Source organism: Mesobacillus maritimus (genome assembly GCF_019749255.1).
Classification (GTDB): domain Bacteria; phylum Bacillota; class Bacilli; order Bacillales; family Cytobacillaceae; genus Mesobacillus_B; species Mesobacillus_B maritimus_A.
Window position 1 is genome coordinate 46,713 of record NZ_JACWFH010000031.1, and the last position, 17,998, is coordinate 64,710.

At 39.1% G+C, this 17,998-nt stretch carries 21 protein-coding genes; 16 read left to right on the forward strand and 5 right to left on the reverse strand.

From position 1 onward, the window contains the following. Nucleotides 1-17: 17 nt before the first annotated feature. Nucleotides 18-818 (reverse strand): NAD kinase, encoded by an 801-nt coding sequence (locus H0185_RS19700; RefSeq protein ID WP_221875208.1) that lies wholly within the window; start codon nucleotides 816-818, stop codon nucleotides 18-20. 138 nt (nucleotides 819-956) lie between these two features. Here H0185_RS19700 and sppA point away from each other — a divergent pair, with 138 nt between their 5' ends. The 9 genes from sppA to H0185_RS19745 all read left to right on the forward strand — a co-directional run bounded on the left by sppA (nucleotide 957) and on the right by H0185_RS19745 (nucleotide 8,879). Next, a complete protein-coding gene (gene sppA / locus H0185_RS19705; RefSeq protein WP_221875209.1) occupies nucleotides 957-1,964 on the forward strand; it encodes a signal peptide peptidase SppA in 1,008 nt (335 codons plus the stop codon). Between the two features lie 14 nt (nucleotides 1,965-1,978). Then, nucleotides 1,979-2,530 carry an RDD family protein gene (locus H0185_RS19710; protein WP_425515838.1) on the forward strand — a complete coding sequence of 184 codons (552 nt, stop codon included), beginning with the start codon at nucleotides 1,979-1,981 and terminating at the stop codon, nucleotides 2,528-2,530. 70 nt (nucleotides 2,531-2,600) lie between these two features. Then, nucleotides 2,601-3,299 (forward strand): DUF2953 domain-containing protein, encoded by a 699-nt coding sequence (locus H0185_RS19715; RefSeq protein WP_221875210.1) that lies wholly within the window; start codon nucleotides 2,601-2,603, stop codon nucleotides 3,297-3,299. Nucleotides 3,300-3,311: 12 nt separating this feature from the next. After that, entirely contained in the window at nucleotides 3,312-3,770 is a 459-nt protein-coding gene (ytfJ, locus tag H0185_RS19720; protein WP_221875211.1) for a GerW family sporulation protein, read from the forward strand. Nucleotides 3,771-3,946: 176 nt separating this feature from the next. Further along, complete coding sequence (gene tpx, locus H0185_RS19725; protein ID WP_221875212.1) at nucleotides 3,947-4,447, forward strand: thiol peroxidase; 501 nt, start codon at nucleotides 3,947-3,949, stop codon at nucleotides 4,445-4,447. Between the two features lie 165 nt (nucleotides 4,448-4,612). Beyond that, entirely contained in the window at nucleotides 4,613-5,599 is a 987-nt protein-coding gene (locus tag H0185_RS19730; protein ID WP_221875213.1) for a class I SAM-dependent methyltransferase, read from the forward strand. 272 nt (nucleotides 5,600-5,871) lie between these two features. Further along, the gene (locus tag H0185_RS19735; RefSeq protein ID WP_221875214.1) at nucleotides 5,872-7,059 is read left to right on the forward strand and encodes an acetate kinase; all 1,188 of its coding nucleotides are present in this window, start codon (nucleotides 5,872-5,874) and stop codon (nucleotides 7,057-7,059) included. Between the two features lie 464 nt (nucleotides 7,060-7,523). Further along, nucleotides 7,524-8,363 carry an EcsC family protein gene (locus tag H0185_RS19740; RefSeq protein ID WP_221875215.1) on the forward strand — a complete coding sequence of 280 codons (840 nt, stop codon included), beginning with the start codon at nucleotides 7,524-7,526 and terminating at the stop codon, nucleotides 8,361-8,363. A gap of 3 nt (nucleotides 8,364-8,366) precedes the next feature. Then, a complete protein-coding gene (locus tag H0185_RS19745) occupies nucleotides 8,367-8,879 on the forward strand; it encodes a MogA/MoaB family molybdenum cofactor biosynthesis protein (RefSeq protein ID WP_221875216.1) in 513 nt (170 codons plus the stop codon). Nucleotides 8,880-8,949: 70 nt separating this feature from the next. Here the strand turns inward: H0185_RS19745 and H0185_RS19750 are convergent, their stop codons facing one another. Next, nucleotides 8,950-9,264 (reverse strand): hypothetical protein, encoded by a 315-nt coding sequence (locus H0185_RS19750; protein WP_221875217.1) that lies wholly within the window; start codon nucleotides 9,262-9,264, stop codon nucleotides 8,950-8,952. A gap of 218 nt (nucleotides 9,265-9,482) precedes the next feature. On the opposite strand from H0185_RS19750, the gene H0185_RS19755 reads away from it, so the two are divergent. Both H0185_RS19755 and argH read left to right on the forward strand, forming a co-directional pair. Beyond that, on the forward strand, nucleotides 9,483-10,691 hold the full coding sequence (locus tag H0185_RS19755) for an argininosuccinate synthase (RefSeq protein ID WP_221875218.1): 1,209 nt from the start codon (nucleotides 9,483-9,485) through the stop codon (nucleotides 10,689-10,691). Beyond that, the gene (argH, locus tag H0185_RS19760) at nucleotides 10,688-12,073 is read left to right on the forward strand and encodes an argininosuccinate lyase (RefSeq protein WP_221875219.1); all 1,386 of its coding nucleotides are present in this window, start codon (nucleotides 10,688-10,690) and stop codon (nucleotides 12,071-12,073) included. The genes H0185_RS19755 and argH overlap by 4 nt, the downstream gene beginning before the upstream one ends. 82 nt (nucleotides 12,074-12,155) lie before the next feature. On the opposite strand, the gene H0185_RS19765 is transcribed toward argH, so the two are convergent. Further along, nucleotides 12,156-12,608, reverse strand: a complete 453-nt coding sequence (locus H0185_RS19765) for a universal stress protein (protein ID WP_221875220.1) — start codon at nucleotides 12,606-12,608, stop codon at nucleotides 12,156-12,158. 95 nt (nucleotides 12,609-12,703) lie between these two features. Here H0185_RS19765 and H0185_RS19770 point away from each other — a divergent pair, with 95 nt between their 5' ends. From H0185_RS19770 to H0185_RS19795, 5 genes are all read left to right on the forward strand, one after another. Then, nucleotides 12,704-12,856, forward strand: coding sequence for a hypothetical protein (locus tag H0185_RS19770; RefSeq protein ID WP_221875221.1), 153 nt, complete (start codon nucleotides 12,704-12,706; stop codon nucleotides 12,854-12,856). Nucleotides 12,857-12,972: 116 nt separating this feature from the next. After that, nucleotides 12,973-14,094, forward strand: coding sequence for an alanine dehydrogenase (gene ald / locus H0185_RS19775; protein ID WP_221875222.1), 1,122 nt, complete (start codon nucleotides 12,973-12,975; stop codon nucleotides 14,092-14,094). A gap of 250 nt (nucleotides 14,095-14,344) precedes the next feature. After that, the gene (locus H0185_RS19785) at nucleotides 14,345-15,280 is read left to right on the forward strand and encodes a manganese-dependent inorganic pyrophosphatase (protein ID WP_221875223.1); all 936 of its coding nucleotides are present in this window, start codon (nucleotides 14,345-14,347) and stop codon (nucleotides 15,278-15,280) included. Between the two features lie 45 nt (nucleotides 15,281-15,325). Further along, nucleotides 15,326-15,565, forward strand: coding sequence for a hypothetical protein (locus H0185_RS19790; protein ID WP_221875224.1), 240 nt, complete (start codon nucleotides 15,326-15,328; stop codon nucleotides 15,563-15,565). A 63-nt stretch (nucleotides 15,566-15,628) separates the two neighbouring features. Further along, nucleotides 15,629-15,859 carry a hypothetical protein gene (locus H0185_RS19795; RefSeq protein ID WP_221875225.1) on the forward strand — a complete coding sequence of 77 codons (231 nt, stop codon included), beginning with the start codon at nucleotides 15,629-15,631 and terminating at the stop codon, nucleotides 15,857-15,859. Between the two features lie 163 nt (nucleotides 15,860-16,022). Here the strand turns inward: H0185_RS19795 and deoC are convergent, their stop codons facing one another. Next, the gene (deoC, locus tag H0185_RS19800) at nucleotides 16,023-16,697 is read right to left on the reverse strand and encodes a deoxyribose-phosphate aldolase (RefSeq protein ID WP_221875226.1); all 675 of its coding nucleotides are present in this window, start codon (nucleotides 16,695-16,697) and stop codon (nucleotides 16,023-16,025) included. Between the two features lie 139 nt (nucleotides 16,698-16,836). Further along, on the reverse strand, nucleotides 16,837-17,934 hold the full coding sequence (locus tag H0185_RS19805; RefSeq protein WP_221875227.1) for a M24 family metallopeptidase: 1,098 nt from the start codon (nucleotides 17,932-17,934) through the stop codon (nucleotides 16,837-16,839). Nucleotides 17,935-17,998: the final 64 nt, after the last annotated feature.

Consider the following 17,998-nt stretch of genomic DNA (forward strand, 5'->3'; position numbering starts at 1 on the left):
GCTTTGTTAAAGTGTTTTTATAGAAAATTCCTTTTTACTTTTTCCCAGAAGGAATTGTCCTTCAATTTAAGTGTTTTTATTTGTTTATCACTAAGCTGAACCTCAATTTTCTCAACATGTTGGATACTAAGTGCTTCATTGTCCATCCCCATAATTGGGTAGTCATTTCCGTCTTGAACCACCTTCAGAGTTAACTTTCGGTCCCCTGCTAAGATAAACGAAGATCCCAATGTTCGATATTGATTGTTATTGAGGGACGCCACTTCACTCACTTGTAAGCATTTGAGTAGTGGGTCAACAATTGATCCATTAACAGACTTATTATAGCCTGTACTACCTGTTGGTGTAGATACAAGCAATCCGTTGCCACGGAAGGTCTCAAAATGAAGCTGGTCAATGAATACATCCATGACAAAAGTCCTGATAATCGATGAGCGTACACTAAACTCATTTAAGCATTGAAAGCTTGTTTCTCCATCAATCGTCACATTCACCGTTGGATAGCGTCTTACCTCTAGATTATCATTTGTCATCGCTTCAATAATAGCAGAGTGGTCTTCGGAATAGAGGTCACAATACATTGTTCGTTTCCCGCTCGTAGAGATTCCGAAATACAAGCAATCGTCTCGAAACCCGGTATTTCGTACAGCTTGAAGAAACGTCTCATCGTCTCCAACACTAACGATAATATTTGCGTTTCGATAATCTTTCTCTAATTGGAAATCATATCTTTTGGCTAATTCGTAAAGTGGAGCAACAGTGTCCTTCATATCAGGATCTGGCTTATGATAAAAATAAAGCTTTCGACGGTTTTGCATGATCTCTCCTCCAACTTAAATGGAATATTTGTTATATTACCCATTCTTTCACATATTTTGCTAAAATAGGGGTGATTCATTTTAATATTTTATGAAAAAGCTAAATTTTATTTGGAAAGCATTTAAAGGAGGAATTACATGAATGGAAAAAGGTGGGCTGCACTAGGGATTGCAAGTATATTATTTGTTATCTCAGTATTCGTAAACTTTTTGTCATCTTTTGCTTTTTCGGAAATGGATTCAGCGTTTTCCGATATGTTTGTTACGGACGAGGGCATGATGGAAGAAGTTTTGGAAGAAGGAGATGCTTTTAACAAAATTGTCGTACTGACTGTGAATGGTACCATTCAGGATACTGGTAGCACTAGTCCGTTTCTTGACTCTACAGGATATAGTCATCGCCAATTTATGGAGCAACTTAATTACCTAAAGGAAGATAATACCGTTAAGGCTGTTATTCTGCGGGTGAACACTCCTGGAGGTGGAGTGGTCGAAAGTGCAGAGATTCATGACAAAATTGTTGAGATTCAAGAAGAAACGAAAAAACCTGTCTATGTATCGATGGGGTCCATGGCTGCATCAGGAGGATACTATATCTCTGCACCAGCTAAGAAAATTTATGCTAGCCCTGAAACGATGACAGGTTCCTTAGGAGTTATTATGCAAGGAGTCAATTATTCAGGACTTGCAGAAAAGTATGGTGTCGAGTTTGTAACAATAAAGAGCGGCCCTTATAAGGATATTATGAGTGGTTCAAGGGAAATGACGGAGAAGGAAAGAGAAATCCTCCAGGAGATGATTAATAATTCTTATGAAGGATTTGTTAAGGTAATCTCAGAAGGACGGGGTATGACAGTTGATGAAGTGAAAAGGATTGCCGATGGAAGGATTTATGATGGCCGTCAAGCCCTAGAAGTAAATTTAATTGATGGATTTGGACATTTAGAAGATGTCATTGAAGTTGTTAAAAAGGACGAGAAGCTTAATGATGCTCAAGTAATTCAGTATACTGAGAGCTTTGGTTTGAATTCTCTATTGAGCATGGGGACACAGAAGCTGATGGGGAAGGATTTGGAGATGGCTGGTTTGATGAAGCTCCTATCTCAACCGAATTCACCTCGACTGATGTACTTATATGCTGAATAAGGGGGGAGTTACACGTGAGTACAAACGGCTATGATGAAAACAAGTCAGATACAATAGAGGATGCCGAATTCGTTAGTCAGAAAGAATTAGACCATGGTCAAACTTCAATACAAGAAGCAACGCCTCAGCCTTTGGGGTCAAACTCCTTTTCTACCTTAAGATACGCAGGGTTTTGGATGAGATTTTGGGCCTATTTGTTAGACTTAGTCGTGATTGGTAGTATAAACCGCCTAGTTTTTTATCCAGTGTTTCGTGCCTTCGACCTCCCATTATCAGAAGATAGTATGTTTGCACCGATTGCCATTCTAACGGCTCTAACCTTTTACCTGTATTTTGTGTTAATGACGAAATTCCTTGGGCAAACACTTGGTAAAATGGCGTTTGGCATCAAAGTTATTAATCTTAAGGGAGATACACTTTCTTGGGGAACGGTTCTCTTTCGAGAATGGATTGGTCGTTTTATTTCTAGCGCGATTGTGATCCTTTACATTGTAGTTGCCTTCCTGCCTAAAAAGCAGGGCTTACATGATTTATTTGCAGATACAACAGTGATTCATGAAAGATAAACCTGTCTATAGGCAGGTTTATTTTTTTTTCAGTTGATTATACTGATAGGCTGAAAGGTAGTGAGCAAATTTGAAATGGCTATTCTTATTGCTACTAGTTTTAATTGCACTTTTCGTTATCATCATTTTAACCAATGTAAAAATTCATATTGATTTCTATCATGGGAAAGATAATGATCATCTAACCATTATGCTGAAGGCTTGGGGAGGATTGATAAAATACAAAAAAGAAGTTCCAGTAATTAAGCTTGATGATGATTCTCCTGCCATCGTTGTAGAGGAAAAATCAAAAATGGGTCCAACAGACGAAACCATGCATACAGAAGAGAATAGCTTTGAAAAGCAGGATTTAGCGAACAGTCTAAACGATACGAAATCGCTCCTCGAACATGTTTTTGGCTTACATATCCTTATTCGAAAACTTTTAAGCAAGGTGAAGATTAAAAAGTTTGAATGGCACACTCGCGTTGGAATTGGGGACGCTGCTTCGACTGCTATTTTGTGTGGAGCCATCTGGGCAGCAAAAGGAGCAATTTTAGGACTACTAAGTCATTATATGATGTTAACCGTTAGGCCGGTTCTAACCGTTACCCCAAACTTTCAACAATTTGCCTCCCAAATTCAGTTAAAATGTATCTTTCAAATTCGGGTCGGGCATGCTATATGGACAGGAATGAAACTGCTTAAATACTGGAAGGGCGGAATGCCAAAGTTTAAAACCAAGCCGCTGTCTGTCCTTTCTGGCAATAAAACAAATTCAATTTCATAAGGAGGAATAAAGATGTCAGATCATCCAATTCAAGGACTTATGACAACTGCAATGGAGAATTTAAAGGAAATGATTGATGTTAACACAATCATCGGGGACCCAGTTGAAACGCCTGATGGAAGTGTCATCATGACGGTTTCAAAAGTAGGCTTTGGCTTTGCAGCTGGGGGAAGTGAATTTAGCATTGAGGGAGAGAGTGGTTCACAACCTTTTGGTGGTGGTAGCGGTGGTGGAGTTTCAATTACACCGATTGCCTTTTTAATTGTGGGCTCTTCAGGCGTAAAAATGCTACATCTCGATGAAAATACTCATCTAATTGAGAAAATTATGGATGTTGCCCCACAGGCAGTTGAAAAAATTCAACAAATGCTTTCAAAAGGTGGCGAAAACAAGAGCAAAAATAACCAAGGGGATTTACAGCCTACGAATCCTGGTGCATATGATGGTCCGAAACAAGACTTGGATATTTAACAGATTGAGTTAACTTTTCTTTATGAAAAGTTAACTTTTTATTTGTAAATAAAAAACATCTTTTTGTTTGAGACTGAAATTTATTTGTCAGGCAAAACCATAGCAAATATTTGAAAAATTTACCGATAACAGCTATATTTAACACTGTACATATATGGACAAGGAGGATGAGGAATATGGCTAACATTACTTTTAAGGGGAACAATGTTACATTGCTTGGTAACGAAGTAAAGGTTGGGGACCAGGCGCCAGATTTTACTGTTTTAGCTAACGATTTATCAGAGGTGACACTACAGGATTCAAAAGGTTCTGTACGTTTGATCAGTGTTGTCCCTTCGTTAGATACAGGAGTGTGTGATGCACAAACCCGCCGTTTTAATGAAGAAGCTGCAAGCCTTGGAAATGTCAAGGTTTTAACAGTTAGTGTGGATCTACCCTTCGCGCAAAAGCGTTGGTGTGGAGCGAATGGAATCGAGAACGTTCAGACATTGTCTGATCACCGTGCTCTATCTTTCGGAGAAGCCTATGGAGTGGCGATTAAAGAATTACGCCTCTTAGCTCGTGCTGTTTTCGTAGTAGATTCAAATGATAAAGTAACTTATGTTGAATACGTAAGTGAAGCAACTGATCATCCAAACTATGAAGCTGCACTTGAAGCCGCGAAACAAGCAGAGTAAACTTTATTCCAGACAGCCGCAGAACAATTCTGCGGCTTTTGTCTTTGTTTAATAGGGTAACGATTACGATAACAGAATCTTTCTTAAGAGTAAGGAACCATTATACTTGTCCAATAAGAAAACGAAAGCTAAAATGAAAAAATAAAAGTTACAGGAGGAAAAGAATTGAGTATTGTACCTGTAGAAAAGTTGTTTACTGCCTTTAACGAAACAGCTGATATGATGAGAGAAGAATTAGCTTGTACATATTTAGAAGCTCTTGCGGAGACAGGAGAAAATCTATTTCACGGAAAGGTTCTCCAAGAGGATTTAAGTGAGCTCACTTATAAAAGACTTGAAAAGGCCTATAGCGAAATTAAGCTTGCTGATTATTCGCGGGAAGAAATTCGAAAGGCATTTCAACTGGCAATTTTAAAAGGGATGAAAGAAAACATTCAGCCTAATCATCAAATGACCCCGGACTCAGTCGGGATGTTTATTGGGTACCTAGTGAGTAAATTTGTTGATAAGCAAGCCTATCGGTTATTAGATCCTGCTATTGGAACAGGGAACCTCCTTTCCACTGTTCTAAATCACCAGACAGATAAGACAATTACATCTGTTGGAAGTGATATTGATGATATTCTGATTAAACTGGCTTATGTAAATGCAAACCTGCAAATGCATGAGGTGGAGTTATTTAATCAGGATAGCCTCGAAAGCTTGTTTATTGACCCAGTTGATGCGGTGGTTTGTGACTTGCCAATTGGATTTTATCCGAATGATGTCAGAGCAGCAGAATATGAGATACATGCAAAAACGGGTCATACTTATGCTCACCATCTATTTATTGAACAAAGCACCAAGCATACGAAAGAGGGAGGCTATTTATTCTTTATTATTCCGAACGGGATGTTTGAAAGTGAGCAATCTGCTAACCTCCATGAATTTGTTAAGAATCACTTGAACATTCAGGGTATCGTCCAACTGCCTTTAGCGATGTTTAAAAATAAACAAGCAGCAAAAAGCATCTTGATATTACAGAAAAAAGGGGAGAACATTAAACAGCCAAAGCAAGCACTATTGGTTGATTTACCAAAGCTCTCCGATGGTCAGGCGATGAGCAATATCCTTACAAAAATTGATACCTGGTTTATCGAAAATAAAAAATAGAAGAAGTGGAAAAATCGGTGAGTAATCACCGATTTTTTTGTGTGTTTTTAAGGTGTTTATATAATAAAACGGGGCCATCTGATATTAACTAAATTTTCAAAGTATCTGAATAAAAACTCATTATTTATGTAAGCGATAACACCATTGAAATGTAAAATAGACAATGCTTTAATTGTGAATGGAGAGATAGAAAATGGGCTTGTTGCACAGAATAAGTGAGAATGTTCCACTAGTTTGGCACAAGTTGTTTAATAAAGGAGCGTAAAAGTTATATGGCTAAAATGATTGCAATTAATGCTGGTAGTTCTTCGTTAAAGTTCCAGCTTTTTGAAATGCCAAGTGAAGAAGTAATTACTAAAGGGATTGTTGAAAGAATCGGGATGAAAGATTCAGTATTCCAAATATCTGTGAACGGTGAAAAGCAGAAGGATATACTTGATATCCCAGATCATGCAGTAGCAGTTAAGATGCTTTTAGATAAATTAACGACTCTTGGAATTATTAAGTCAATTGATGAAATTGAAGGCGTTGGTCATAGAGTTGTTCATGGTGGAGAAGAATTTAGTGATTCTGCTGTCGTTACAGACGAAGTCATTGCGAAGATTGAAAAGCTAGCAGAGCTTGCTCCACTTCATAACCCAGCGAACTTAACTGGAATTCGTGCCTTCCAAGAAGCATTGCCAAATGTTCCAGCTATCACCGTTTTTGATACAGCATTCCATCAAACAATGCCTGAGAATTCATTTTTATACAGCTTACCATACAATTACTATAAGGATTACGGAGTTCGTAAGTATGGTTTTCATGGTACATCTCATAAATACGTTTCAGAACGTGCAGCAGAAATGTTAGGAAGACCAATTGAACATTTACGTTTGATTTCCTGTCATTTAGGAAATGGTGCTAGTATTGCGGCGATTGAAGGGGGAAAATCAATTGACACCTCAATGGGCTTTACCCCGTTAGCTGGTGTTACGATGGGAACCCGTTCTGGAAATATTGACCCAGCACTTATTCCTTATATTATGGAAAAAACGAATAAGACTGCAGATGAAGTTTTGGATGTCTTGAATAAAGAGAGTGGAATGTTGGGTGTTTCCGGATTTTCAAGTGATCTTCGTGATATCGAAGTAGAATCGAAAAAAGGGAATGAGCGTGCAGAATTAACTCTTCAAGTATTTGCAAATAGAATTCATAAATACATTGGATCTTATGCGGCTCGTATGAGTGGTGTTGATGCAATTATCTTCACCGCTGGTATTGGGGAAAATAGTGCATCCATTCGTGCACGCATTCTAAAAGGCTTAGAGTTCATGGGCGTATACTGGGATCCAGCTTTAAACAAAATCAGTGGAGAAGAGGCGTTCATCAGTTATCCTCACTCTCCTGTAAAAGTTATGGTTATTCCGACAGATGAAGAAGTCATGATTGCAAGGGATATTGTTAGATTGACAAAATAAATTTTTGAGAAGGCAAAAGCATTTCGCTTTTGCCTTTTTTCTATAGGCTGTCATTCGGACTCCATTTTCGATTTTCTACCTGTGACAGTCCGAACACAACCCAGTACGGGACAGAGTAGACACTCTACGGCACGCCTGAAAAGCGATGTACCTGTGGCGAAAATCAACTCCACCTTTAACACAGCCTTTCTATAAATAAGATTGAGCTTTGCTTTTAGGAGCCCATTGTGCAAGGTGTTCCCCTTACACGAGGAGAAGTTTCTAGGACTGCCCGTAATGACCAATTAACTCGACTATCAATCGGCAGTAAAGGACTAGTTGACTAAGGGTTCACCTATCTCAGTTGAGCGTTCATAGTAATACGCAGCTGACTAGTGCGCTTCCGCTTTCTTATAGGGTGTCCAAGCATTTGACCACTAAAGATGTGCTATACTAAAGATAAAATGTTAGCTGGAGGGTTCACAATGTCATTAACCGAAAGGGAACTGAGGGTACTTGAAGAGTTAAAGGATTGGGAGGTATCCCTTTCTGAATATGTACCAAATGATTTAGAGTTGGTCTATGACAGGTATTTAGAACGAACATTCTCAATGCTTCCGGAAGAAGTACAGGAACAGTTTTTTGTTAAGTTCGATAGTTGGCTTTTCCATCTCCATTCTCTTATTCAAGGTTCACAATTACAGATGGACGCGAAGGATAGAATTATGTCAGCAGGTCGCGTATTTAATCCTGATATGGAGTCCATAGCGGATATGAAACATTTGTCTATTGAGCAAATCCAATTCATTGCCGATCAGCAGATTGCCAGGCACCGGCTATATTCCTTTGTTCAAGGTGGCATGTCTGGAAGTGGAGGCAACCTTGTCCTAGGCGCAGATATCCCTGCTATGGCAGTAATAAATCTACGGTCCGTCCAACTGATTGCCATGTCATATGGATTCGAGGTTAATACTCCTTTTGAGATGATGACAGCCTTGAAGGTTTTCCATACTGCTATGATGCCAAAAAGGTTGCAATACAGCGGCTGGAATGAGTTGAAGGATGATTTGCAGCAAGCGGGAGATGACGATTTATATTTCTATCACGGAAAGGAAGAATTGACGGATATTACCTGGATCGAACAGCCGATTAAACAAATCATGAAGGCCATCTTGATTCTCATGTTCAGGAAAAGAAAGCTGCAAGGAGTCCCAGTGATTAGTATGGCAATTGGGGCAAGCTCTAATTATCAATTGACTAGGAAGGTAACCGATTTTACTCATAAATATTATCAAATGCGTTATTTTTTACATAGAGGAGTGTAGCCAATGAGCACACAAGAACATAAACAGGCTGCGCCAAATCAAGTGCACTGTAAAATTATCACCGTCAGTGATACAAGAAACAAAGATACAGATAAAAGTGGTAAGCTGATGATTGAAATGCTGGAGAATGCTGGGCATCTCATAACAGATTATGTAATTGTTAAAGATGAGGCAGAGCCTATCAAAAACGAAGTCTTAAAAGGCTGCAACAATCCAGATATTGACGTTGTTCTCACAAACGGTGGAACAGGCATTGCCAAACGAGATGTCACCATCGAAACAGTTCAAAGTATATTTGAAAAAGAAATTACCGGATTTGGCGAGCTTTTTCGGATGTTAAGCTATCAAGAAGATATTGGATCAGCTGCAATACTTTCACGTGCTGCAGCGGGAGTTGTGAATGATAAAGCTGTATTTTCAACCCCTGGGTCCACCGGGGCTGTTCGACTAGCAATGGAAAAGTTAATTCTTCCAGAGATTGGTCACATCGTGAGAGAGTTAAAAAAGGACCTCTAACACAGAAAGATTACCTTTTAACAAAGACCGTTACAAAATGGATTATGCCATTATTGTAACGGTCTTTTGACTACATATGTGCTTTTGCTGTTACGTCTTGATGGGTCCGATACCAGAGCCAGAGGTCATTGATAATTGATGCAAGTTCGGCAATATCACTGTTTAACTTGCAGGATTGTTTAAAGTCTGCTTCGTCGTTTAATGCTGCTTGCTTTCTATTAATCAAGTCCTCCAAATCTGCAATACGGTCAGGAATGCTGCCACGGATCTTTTCCCAATGAAGTAAAATTCCATATTGGGTTTCCTCAGAAAAGGTATCCCACTCTGTACTAAAAGCAGGTAACAATATACCTAACCTTTTATCCTCTTTAAAATATTCCTTCATGATAAGCTTCACCCCGTTCTAATCCTGCTTCCATTTTACATCAATAGGTAAATAGCTTCCATTTATTTATGGATATTGCTCAAGAATCCACTTAGTTAAAAAATTTTAAAAAAATTTAGCCTTTAAGCATTGAAAAGTGAAGCAAAACCTGTTAAGTTTTATTATAATGAATAAACATATATGAGATTGTATAAATATTCAAAGGGAGAGAATCATAAATGACTGGAAATAAAAAAATAGTGCTTGCTTATTCAGGCGGGCTGGATACATCTGTTGCAATTAAATGGCTTCAAGAAAAAGGTTACGACGTTATCGCTTGTTGCTTAGATGTTGGTGAAGGAAAAGATTTAAACTTTGTTAAAGAAAAGGCCTTAAAAGTTGGCGCCGTTAAATCATATGTTCTTGATGTGAAAGAAGAGTATGCTCAGGAATATGCCCTTATCGCTCTTCAAGCTCATACATTATATGAAGGAAAGTACCCATTGGTATCAGCTCTTTCCCGCCCACTTATTTCAAAGAAGCTCGTGGAAGTAGCTGAAAAAGAAGGTGCTGTTGCAGTGGCACATGGTTGTACTGGAAAGGGAAATGACCAAGTTCGCTTTGAAGTATCCATTAAAGCTTTAAATCCTGACTTGGAAGTTCTTGCACCTGTACGTGATTGGAAATGGTCTCGTGAAGAAGAGATTGAATACGCGGTTCAAAATAATATTCCGATTCCAATCAATCTTGATAGTCCATTTTCTATTGACCAAAATCTATGGGGCCGTAGCAACGAATGTGGAATTCTTGAAGATCCATGGGCTGCTCCACCAAAGGAAGCTTTTGAGCTAACGAATGAACTTGAAGATACACCAGATACACCAGAAATCGTTGAAATTGAGTTTGAACAAGGTGTACCTGTATCCTTAAACGGGAAATCTTTCTCTTTAGCACAGCTTATCCTTGAACTGAATATCCTTGCTGGGAAACATGGTGTAGGTCGTGTTGACCATGTTGAAAACCGTCTAGTTGGTATCAAATCTCGTGAAGTCTATGAAGTACCAGGTGCATTGACACTGATAAAGGCTCATAAAGAACTAGAAGATATTACTCTAGTAAAAGAAGTCGCACACTTTAAGCCAGTTATTGAAAAGAAGATTACCGAAATGATTTATGAAGGCTTATGGTTCTCTCCATTGCGTCCAGCACTTGAAGCATTCTTAAAGGAAACGCAGAAATATGTGACAGGTACCGTAAGAGTGAAACTATTTAAGGGTCATGCAATTATTGAAGGAAGAAAGTCTCCTTATTCTTTATATAATGAAAAACTAGCAACTTATACAAAAGAAGATGAATTTGATCATGCTGCAGCCGTAGGCTTTATCAACCTATGGGGACTTCCAACAAAAGTGCAAAGCATGGTACAAGGCAAGAAGGTGAATGTGTGAAAAAACTATGGGGCGGCCGGTTCACGGCTTCCGCTGAAGAATGGGTCGATGAATTTGGAGCATCAATTTCTTTTGATCAGGAACTAGTTCTTGAAGATATCCAAGGAAGTATCGCCCATGCAACCATGTTAGCTAAGTGTGGAATTTTAACAGCAGAGGAAGCAAGTACAATCGTTACCGGTTTAAAAACATTAAAGGAAAAAGCAGAGAAAAAGGAACTAGAATTCTCTACTAAATATGAAGATATTCACTTGAACTTGGAGCACTTGTTAACAGAGCTTGTCGGGCCAGTAGGCGGCAAGCTCCATACTGCAAGAAGTCGTAATGACCAAGTAGCTACAGATATGCATTTGTACTTGCGCGAACAAGTAAAACAAACAGGAATACTTATCAACGAGTTTCAATCTGTTTTACTTAAGAAGGCAGAGGAGCATGTTGAGACGATAATGCCTGGCTATACTCATCTGCAAAGAGCACAACCAATCTCATTTGGGCATCACTTAATGGCCTATTTCTGGATGCTTGAGCGAGATAAGCAACGTTTTCTTAGTGCCTTAGAGCGTATTAACATAAGCCCACTAGGAGCCGGCGCTCTTGCAGGGACGACCTTCCCAATTGATCGTGAGTATAGTGCTGAATTGCTTGGATTTGAAGGTATTTACCAGAACAGTCTTGATGCGGTAAGTGACCGGGACTTTATCCTTGAATTTATGTCTGCAAGTTCAATTATGATGATGCACTTATCTAGGTTTGCTGAAGAAATCATTCTCTGGTCTAGCCAAGAGTTCCGTTTTATTGAATTAGATGATACTTTTGCGACAGGATCAAGCATCATGCCGCAGAAGAAAAATCCAGATATGGCAGAGTTGATTAGAGGAAAAACTGGCAGAGTTTATGGAGGCTTGATGAGCCTGCTGACAATCCTGAAGGGACTTCCGCTAGCCTATAATAAGGACATGCAGGAAGATAAAGAAGGAATGTTTGATACTGTGAAAACAGTACAAGGCTCCTTGAAAATTTTTGCTGGCATGGTAGAAAGCATGACCGTGAACAAAGACAATATGGAATCTTCGGTAACAAAAGATTTCTCCAATGCTACAGAACTAGCAGATTACCTTGCTGCAAAAGGGATGCCTTTTAGAGAAGCACATGAGGTAGTAGGAAAACTAGTACTACACTGCATCCAAAAAGGTTGTTACTTAGCGGACTTATCTTTTAATGAATTTAAGCAATCTAGTTCATTATTTGAAGAAGATATTTATGATGCATTGAACCCTTATAACGCTGTCGTTCGTAGAAATTCTGCCGGGGGTACAGGCTTCTCTGAAGTAAATGCGCAAATTAAAAAAGGGAAGCTTCTCATCGAAGCAGACCAATCATAGGAATAATAAAAGCACGCCGCCTACTAGGCCGCGTGCTTTTTCAAGATTTATTGTTTATTTTAAGAAGAGAATGGTTCAATCGTTATTCTTCTTCCTTTTCTGTTCGAATAATCATAACATCACAAGGAGCATATCGAACAATGTGTTCGGAAACACTGCCGATAAAGAAGCGTTCAACTGCGTTCATACCTGTGGCACCACAAATGATTAAGTCAACGTTGAACTTTTTAGCGATTTCTTTTGCAATTTTGACTTTTGGAGAACCGTACTCAATTTCATAGGTCACTTCTCTTACTCCAGCGTCTATTGCTTGTAGTTTGTAGTTTTCAAGGAGTTCTTTGGCAAATTCTTTTGCGCGTTCAGAGATGGTTCGATCATAGGCCTCAACCGTAGCAAAGGTCCTCAAATCAATAACGTGAGTCATAATCAGCTTTGCATCGTTCCTTTTAGCTACTTCGACCGCCTTTTTGAATGCCCAAGCCGCTTCTTTGGATCCGTCAACAGCAACTAATACATTTTTATATGTCAGTCCCATTGTTATCCTCCTCCTTTACCTTAATTATACAGTAATTTTTATAGTATGGATGTTACAAACTAACGAACAATATAGAGTGGAAGGGGGGCGAAATAATGGGAAAACCTAAACGCAATGACCGTGAAACGTATACTTACAATGACTCAGGAAGCTTGGAAGTTACTCAGCAAATTATGGACTCATACAATAGTGGAGTAATAGACCCAACCAGTGGAGAAGCAGAGATTTCACTAAGAAGCGAAGAATAGGTTTTGAGAACAAGCTGTAAAAACTCAGCTTGTTTTTTGCTGTTTTTTCATCTAAAATAACCTCAAGTGGAGAGTGAAAATTTAGACTATTCTTTCTCGTATTGGGGGACTAATTAGTGCGAATCGGTGTACCTAAAGAAATAAAAAATAATGAAAACCGGATTGCCATGACACCTGCTGGAGTTGTGAACCTTACTCAGTTTGGTCATGAGGTTTTGGTTGAGAAAAATGCTGGTCTCGGATCAGGGTTTACAGACGATGACTTCCTTCAAGCTGGTGCAAAGATTGTCTCAACTGCTAAGGATGCATGGAGTGCGGAAATGGTTATGAAAGTGAAGGAGCCCCTCGCAGAAGAGTTCTCATATTTTCACGAGGGGTTGATTTTATTTACTTATTTACATCTTGCGCCCGAGCCTGCATTAACAAAGGCATTAACAGAGAAAAAGGTAATTGGAATTGCATATGAAACCATCCAACTACCAAACGGGAGCCTGCCGCTCCTTACCCCTATGAGTGAAGTAGCAGGGAGGATGGCACCTCAAGTCGGAGCGCAATTTTTAGAAAAGGTACATGGGGGAAGAGGGATTCTTCTTGCAGGTGTACCTGGTGTTCAAAGAGGAAAGGTGGTCATCATTGGGGGCGGTGTCGCTGGTACCAATGCGGCGAAAATGGCTATTGGACTCGGCGCAGAGGTCACAATTATTGATTTAAATCCTGACCGGTTACGGCAGCTTGATGATATTTTTGGACACGATATCACCACCCTTATTTCAAACCCTTATAATATTGCTGAAGCTGTAAAATACGCTGATTTAGTAATTGGTGCTGTGCTCATACCAGGTGCACGGGCCCCTAAATTGGTCACTGAAGAAATGATTAAGTCAATGAAACCTGGATCAGTTGTCATCGATATTGCCATTGATCAGGGAGGAATCTTTGAGACCACGGACAGAATTACCACTCACGACCAACCTACCTATGAAAAACATGGAGTCGTTCACTATGCTGTGGCAAATATGCCTGGAGCTGTTCCGAGAACCTCAACCATTGCGCTTACAAATGTAACGGTCCCATATGCTGCTCAAATTGCGAATAAAGGGTATAGACAAGCTTGCCTTGAAAACGAAGCGATATTAAAAGGGATTAATACACTTAATGGACAGATAACCTATAAAGCAGTCGCCGAGGCGCAGAATTTGTCCTACTCGGATGCCCGAGCATTCTTACTACAATCTTAGAAGGTAAAAAAGATTCAGGATACTCTGGGTCTTTTTCTTTGGCTCTTTTCTTGCTCTTGGATACATATTAGGTTGGATTGTTTTGTTTCGGATTTTAACAATAACCTTTACGAAAACAGCCATTTCTTTTTATTAGATTGTGAAATATGTCAATTAGAGTAAATTTATAGTATATTGTTAATGGTGGAAAAATGGTCTGCAGTCTAAGAGCAGTAGGCTATAGCTAATTTTTATCATGAGGAGTGTCACGATGGAAAACGTACTTATTTTTGGGCATAAGAACCCTGATACTGATTCAATTTGTTCAGCGCTTGCTTATGCAAATTTAAAAAAGAAACTTGGCGCAAATGTAGAAGCTGTTCGTCTTGGTCAAATCAATGGTGAAACAGCCTATGCGTTAGATTATTTTAAGGCTGAAGAGCCTCGACTTGTTGAACAAATAGCGGATGAGGCAAAAAGCGTCATTCTAGTTGACCATAATGAACGTCAGCAAAGTGCAGACGGAATTGAAAAAGTCAAAATTACCGAAGTAATTGATCATCATCGCGTTGCTAATTTCGAAACTAGTGATCCATTATACTTCCGTGTAGAGCCTGTTGGTTGTACGGCAACAATTCTAAACAAAATGTATAAAGAAAATAATGTGGAGCTTGATAAGCAAACAGCTGGATTAATGTTATCAGCGATTATCTCTGACTCTTTATTATTTAAATCTCCAACATGCACAGAGCAAGATGTAGCCGCTGCGAAAGAGCTTGCAGAAATTGCTGGTGTCAATGCTGAGGAGTATGGACTTGAAATGCTAAAAGCTGGTGCTGATTTGAGTAGTAAAACAACAGAAGAACTAATTTCCCTAGATGCAAAAGAATTTTCAATGGGAAATTCAAAGGTTGAAATTGCCCAAGTTAATACAGTTGATGTGAACGAAGTGTTGGCGCGCCAAGCAGAGCTTGAAGATGTAATTGGAAAGGTAATTGCTGAAAAAGAGTTAGATTTATTCCTTTTAGTTATTACAGATATCCTAACAAATGATTCTGCAGCGCTTGCGTTAGGGAAAGAGTCAAGTGCAGTTGAAGAAGCGTTTAAGGTGACTTTGGAAAACAATACGGCAATCTTAAAAGGTGTCGTTTCTCGTAAGAAACAAGTTGTACCTGTATTAACAGATACCCTTGTTGCAAGAGGATAATAGAGGTGAACCGTTCCTTTAAGTTATGAAGGGACGGTTTTTTATTTGGGGAGTTTTGTCCTTGGGGGTGTGCCTGAAAGGCAAAGTGGAGCAAGAAAGGTTGGTTTCGTCCAGATGGTGGTGTGTCTCAAGGACAAAATGAATTGTAAAAAAGGAGAAATTGTCTATGATGGTGTGTCTCAAAGACAAAATGAATTGAAAGTAGGAGAAATTGTCTATGATGGTGTGTCTCAAGGACAAAATGAAGTGAAAAAAGGAGAAATTGTCTATGACGGTGTGTCTTAAAGACAAAATGAAGTGAAAATGGAGGAAATTGTCTATGATGGTGTATCTCAAGGATAAAATGAAGTGAAAGAGGGAGAAATTGTCTATGATGGTGTGTCTCAAGGACAAAATGAAGTGAAAAAAGGAGAAATTGTCTATGATGTTGTGTCTCAAAGACAAAATGAATTGAAAGTAGGAGAAATTGTCTATGATGGTGTGTCTCAAAGACAAAATGAATTGAAAAAAGGAGAAATTGTCTATAATGGTGTGTCTCAAAGACAAAATGAAGTGAAAAAGGGAAAGTGTTGTCCATGAAAAAGAGTCTCAAGGACAAAAAGAAGCTAGAGAATAATAGTTTTGTCCTTGATAAACTTCCTGATAGGTTAACGCTAAAAGAAAAAACGCTTGGACCCACCCAAACGTCTTTTGTGAAAAAATTTATTATCTTTTGCAGTGACTTGCACTAATTGACTTACTATTAATAAGCCGAATCAGAGATTTGTCCATTAACGATGGCAATTCCAGAGCTTGCCCCGATTCTAGTAGCGCCAGCTTCAATCATGGATTGTGCATCTTCAAGACTTCTTACTCCCCCGGATGCTTTTACACCAATGGAAGGACCAACCACTTTTCTCATCAAAGCGATATCTTCTTTCGTTGCTCCGCCAGTTGAGAATCCAGTAGAAGTTTTTACGAAATCAGCGCCTGCTTGAACAGCGAGTTTGCAAGCAGTCTCCTTTTCTTCATCTGTTAAAAGGGATGTCTCGATGATAACCTTTGTCAAAGCTTTCCCTTTGGCTGCCTCAACGACTGCCTTGATATCCCTCTCAACTACTTCGAATTGCTTGCTTTTAAGGGCGCCGATATTGATGACCATATCGACTTCACCAGCACCATTTTCAATTGCATTTTTCGTTTCATATGCTTTTACATCAGAAGTGTTTGCACCAAGTGGGAAGCCGATAACCGTACAAACCTTTACTTCAGGAGTATCTTTTAAGATTTCTGCTGCAGTTTTCACCCAAGTAGGATTGACACATACTGAAGCAAATTTATGTTCTTTAGCTTCTTCAGCTAATTTAATAATTTCTGCCTCAGTTGCATTGGCTTTTAGTAGAGTGTGATCGATCATTTGTGCTAGTTGTGTTGTCATGTAGTGTTGTCCTCCTATTGATAAAAAAACTAAATCGTTTTTTTTAGATATTTATATCTACATTAAATAATATACCAATTCCTTGAACAAAAGTAAATTTACATTTGAACAAATGTTAAACCCTATATTTATGTTAGAGTTATCTAATAATTTGCAACTCTTTTGGATACTTTGTTAATATTTCAATGCCTGATTTTGTCACCACAAGGTCATCTTCAATCCGGACTCCAGCCACCCCAGGTACATAAATTCCTGGCTCAACAGTGAATACAGCACCCTCCTCTAAAATTAAAGGATTGGTCTCGGTCAAAGATGGGTATTCATGAACGCTAATCCCTAAACCATGGCCAAGCCTATGGGGAAAATACTCACCGTAGCCAGCGGAGGAAATGAGATTTCGCGCGGCCAAATCAACCTCTGAACAAGCTACACCAGGATGAATAGTCCTTATTGCTGCTAATTGTGCATTTAGGACCGTTTGGTAGATTTTTTCTTGTTCATCATTAATGTCATGATAAGCGACCGTTCTAGTTATATCAGAGCAATAGCCATCGACCACTACTCCTAAGTCAAAAAGAACCAAATCGCCTTTTTGAATTTTTGTTGTTCCTGGTGTCCCGTGCGGGGAAGCAGCATTTTTCCCGGTCAGGACCATGGTGGAAAAGGACATTTCTAGCACACCTTTTTTCTTTAGGGCATACTCGATAGCACCAAGAACGTCCATTTCCGTTTTTCCTTCTGCTATTTCTGCTACGCCAACCTCAATTGCATAGTCTGCAAGAGCGCAGGCCTCTCTTATTTTTTCGAGCTCGTGAGGGTCCTTTTTTAAGCGTAGTTGCCTTAATTTCTCCTCGGCAGAAATGAAATTGGCTTGATGAAACATTTCTATTAATTTTTCATAACGCTCGACATTCATATGCTCTTTTTCAATTGCCGCTGTATGTACCGTTGAAACTCTTGATGTGATCGCATTTTCAACTAAGTCCCATGGATTGTCGGTATCAGAATAACCGATTACCTCATATGACCACCCTGCGTTTTTAGCAGATTCCTTTTCCATACTTGGACAAATTAAGAAAGGTTCGGCGTCTTGGAAGATGGCGACACCGAGTAACCGCTCATGTGGGTCACTAAGGAAACCACTAAGGTAAAAAACATTATCTGTAGAAGTAAGGAAAGCGACTTCTGCTTCTTGTTCAGTCAACCAGCCTGATAACTTTTTGATTCGTTCTAACATGTTAAGTATTCCCTCCTAATGATACTTTTATTATTGAAAAGCCTGTGTTAAGTTCGTGTTGATT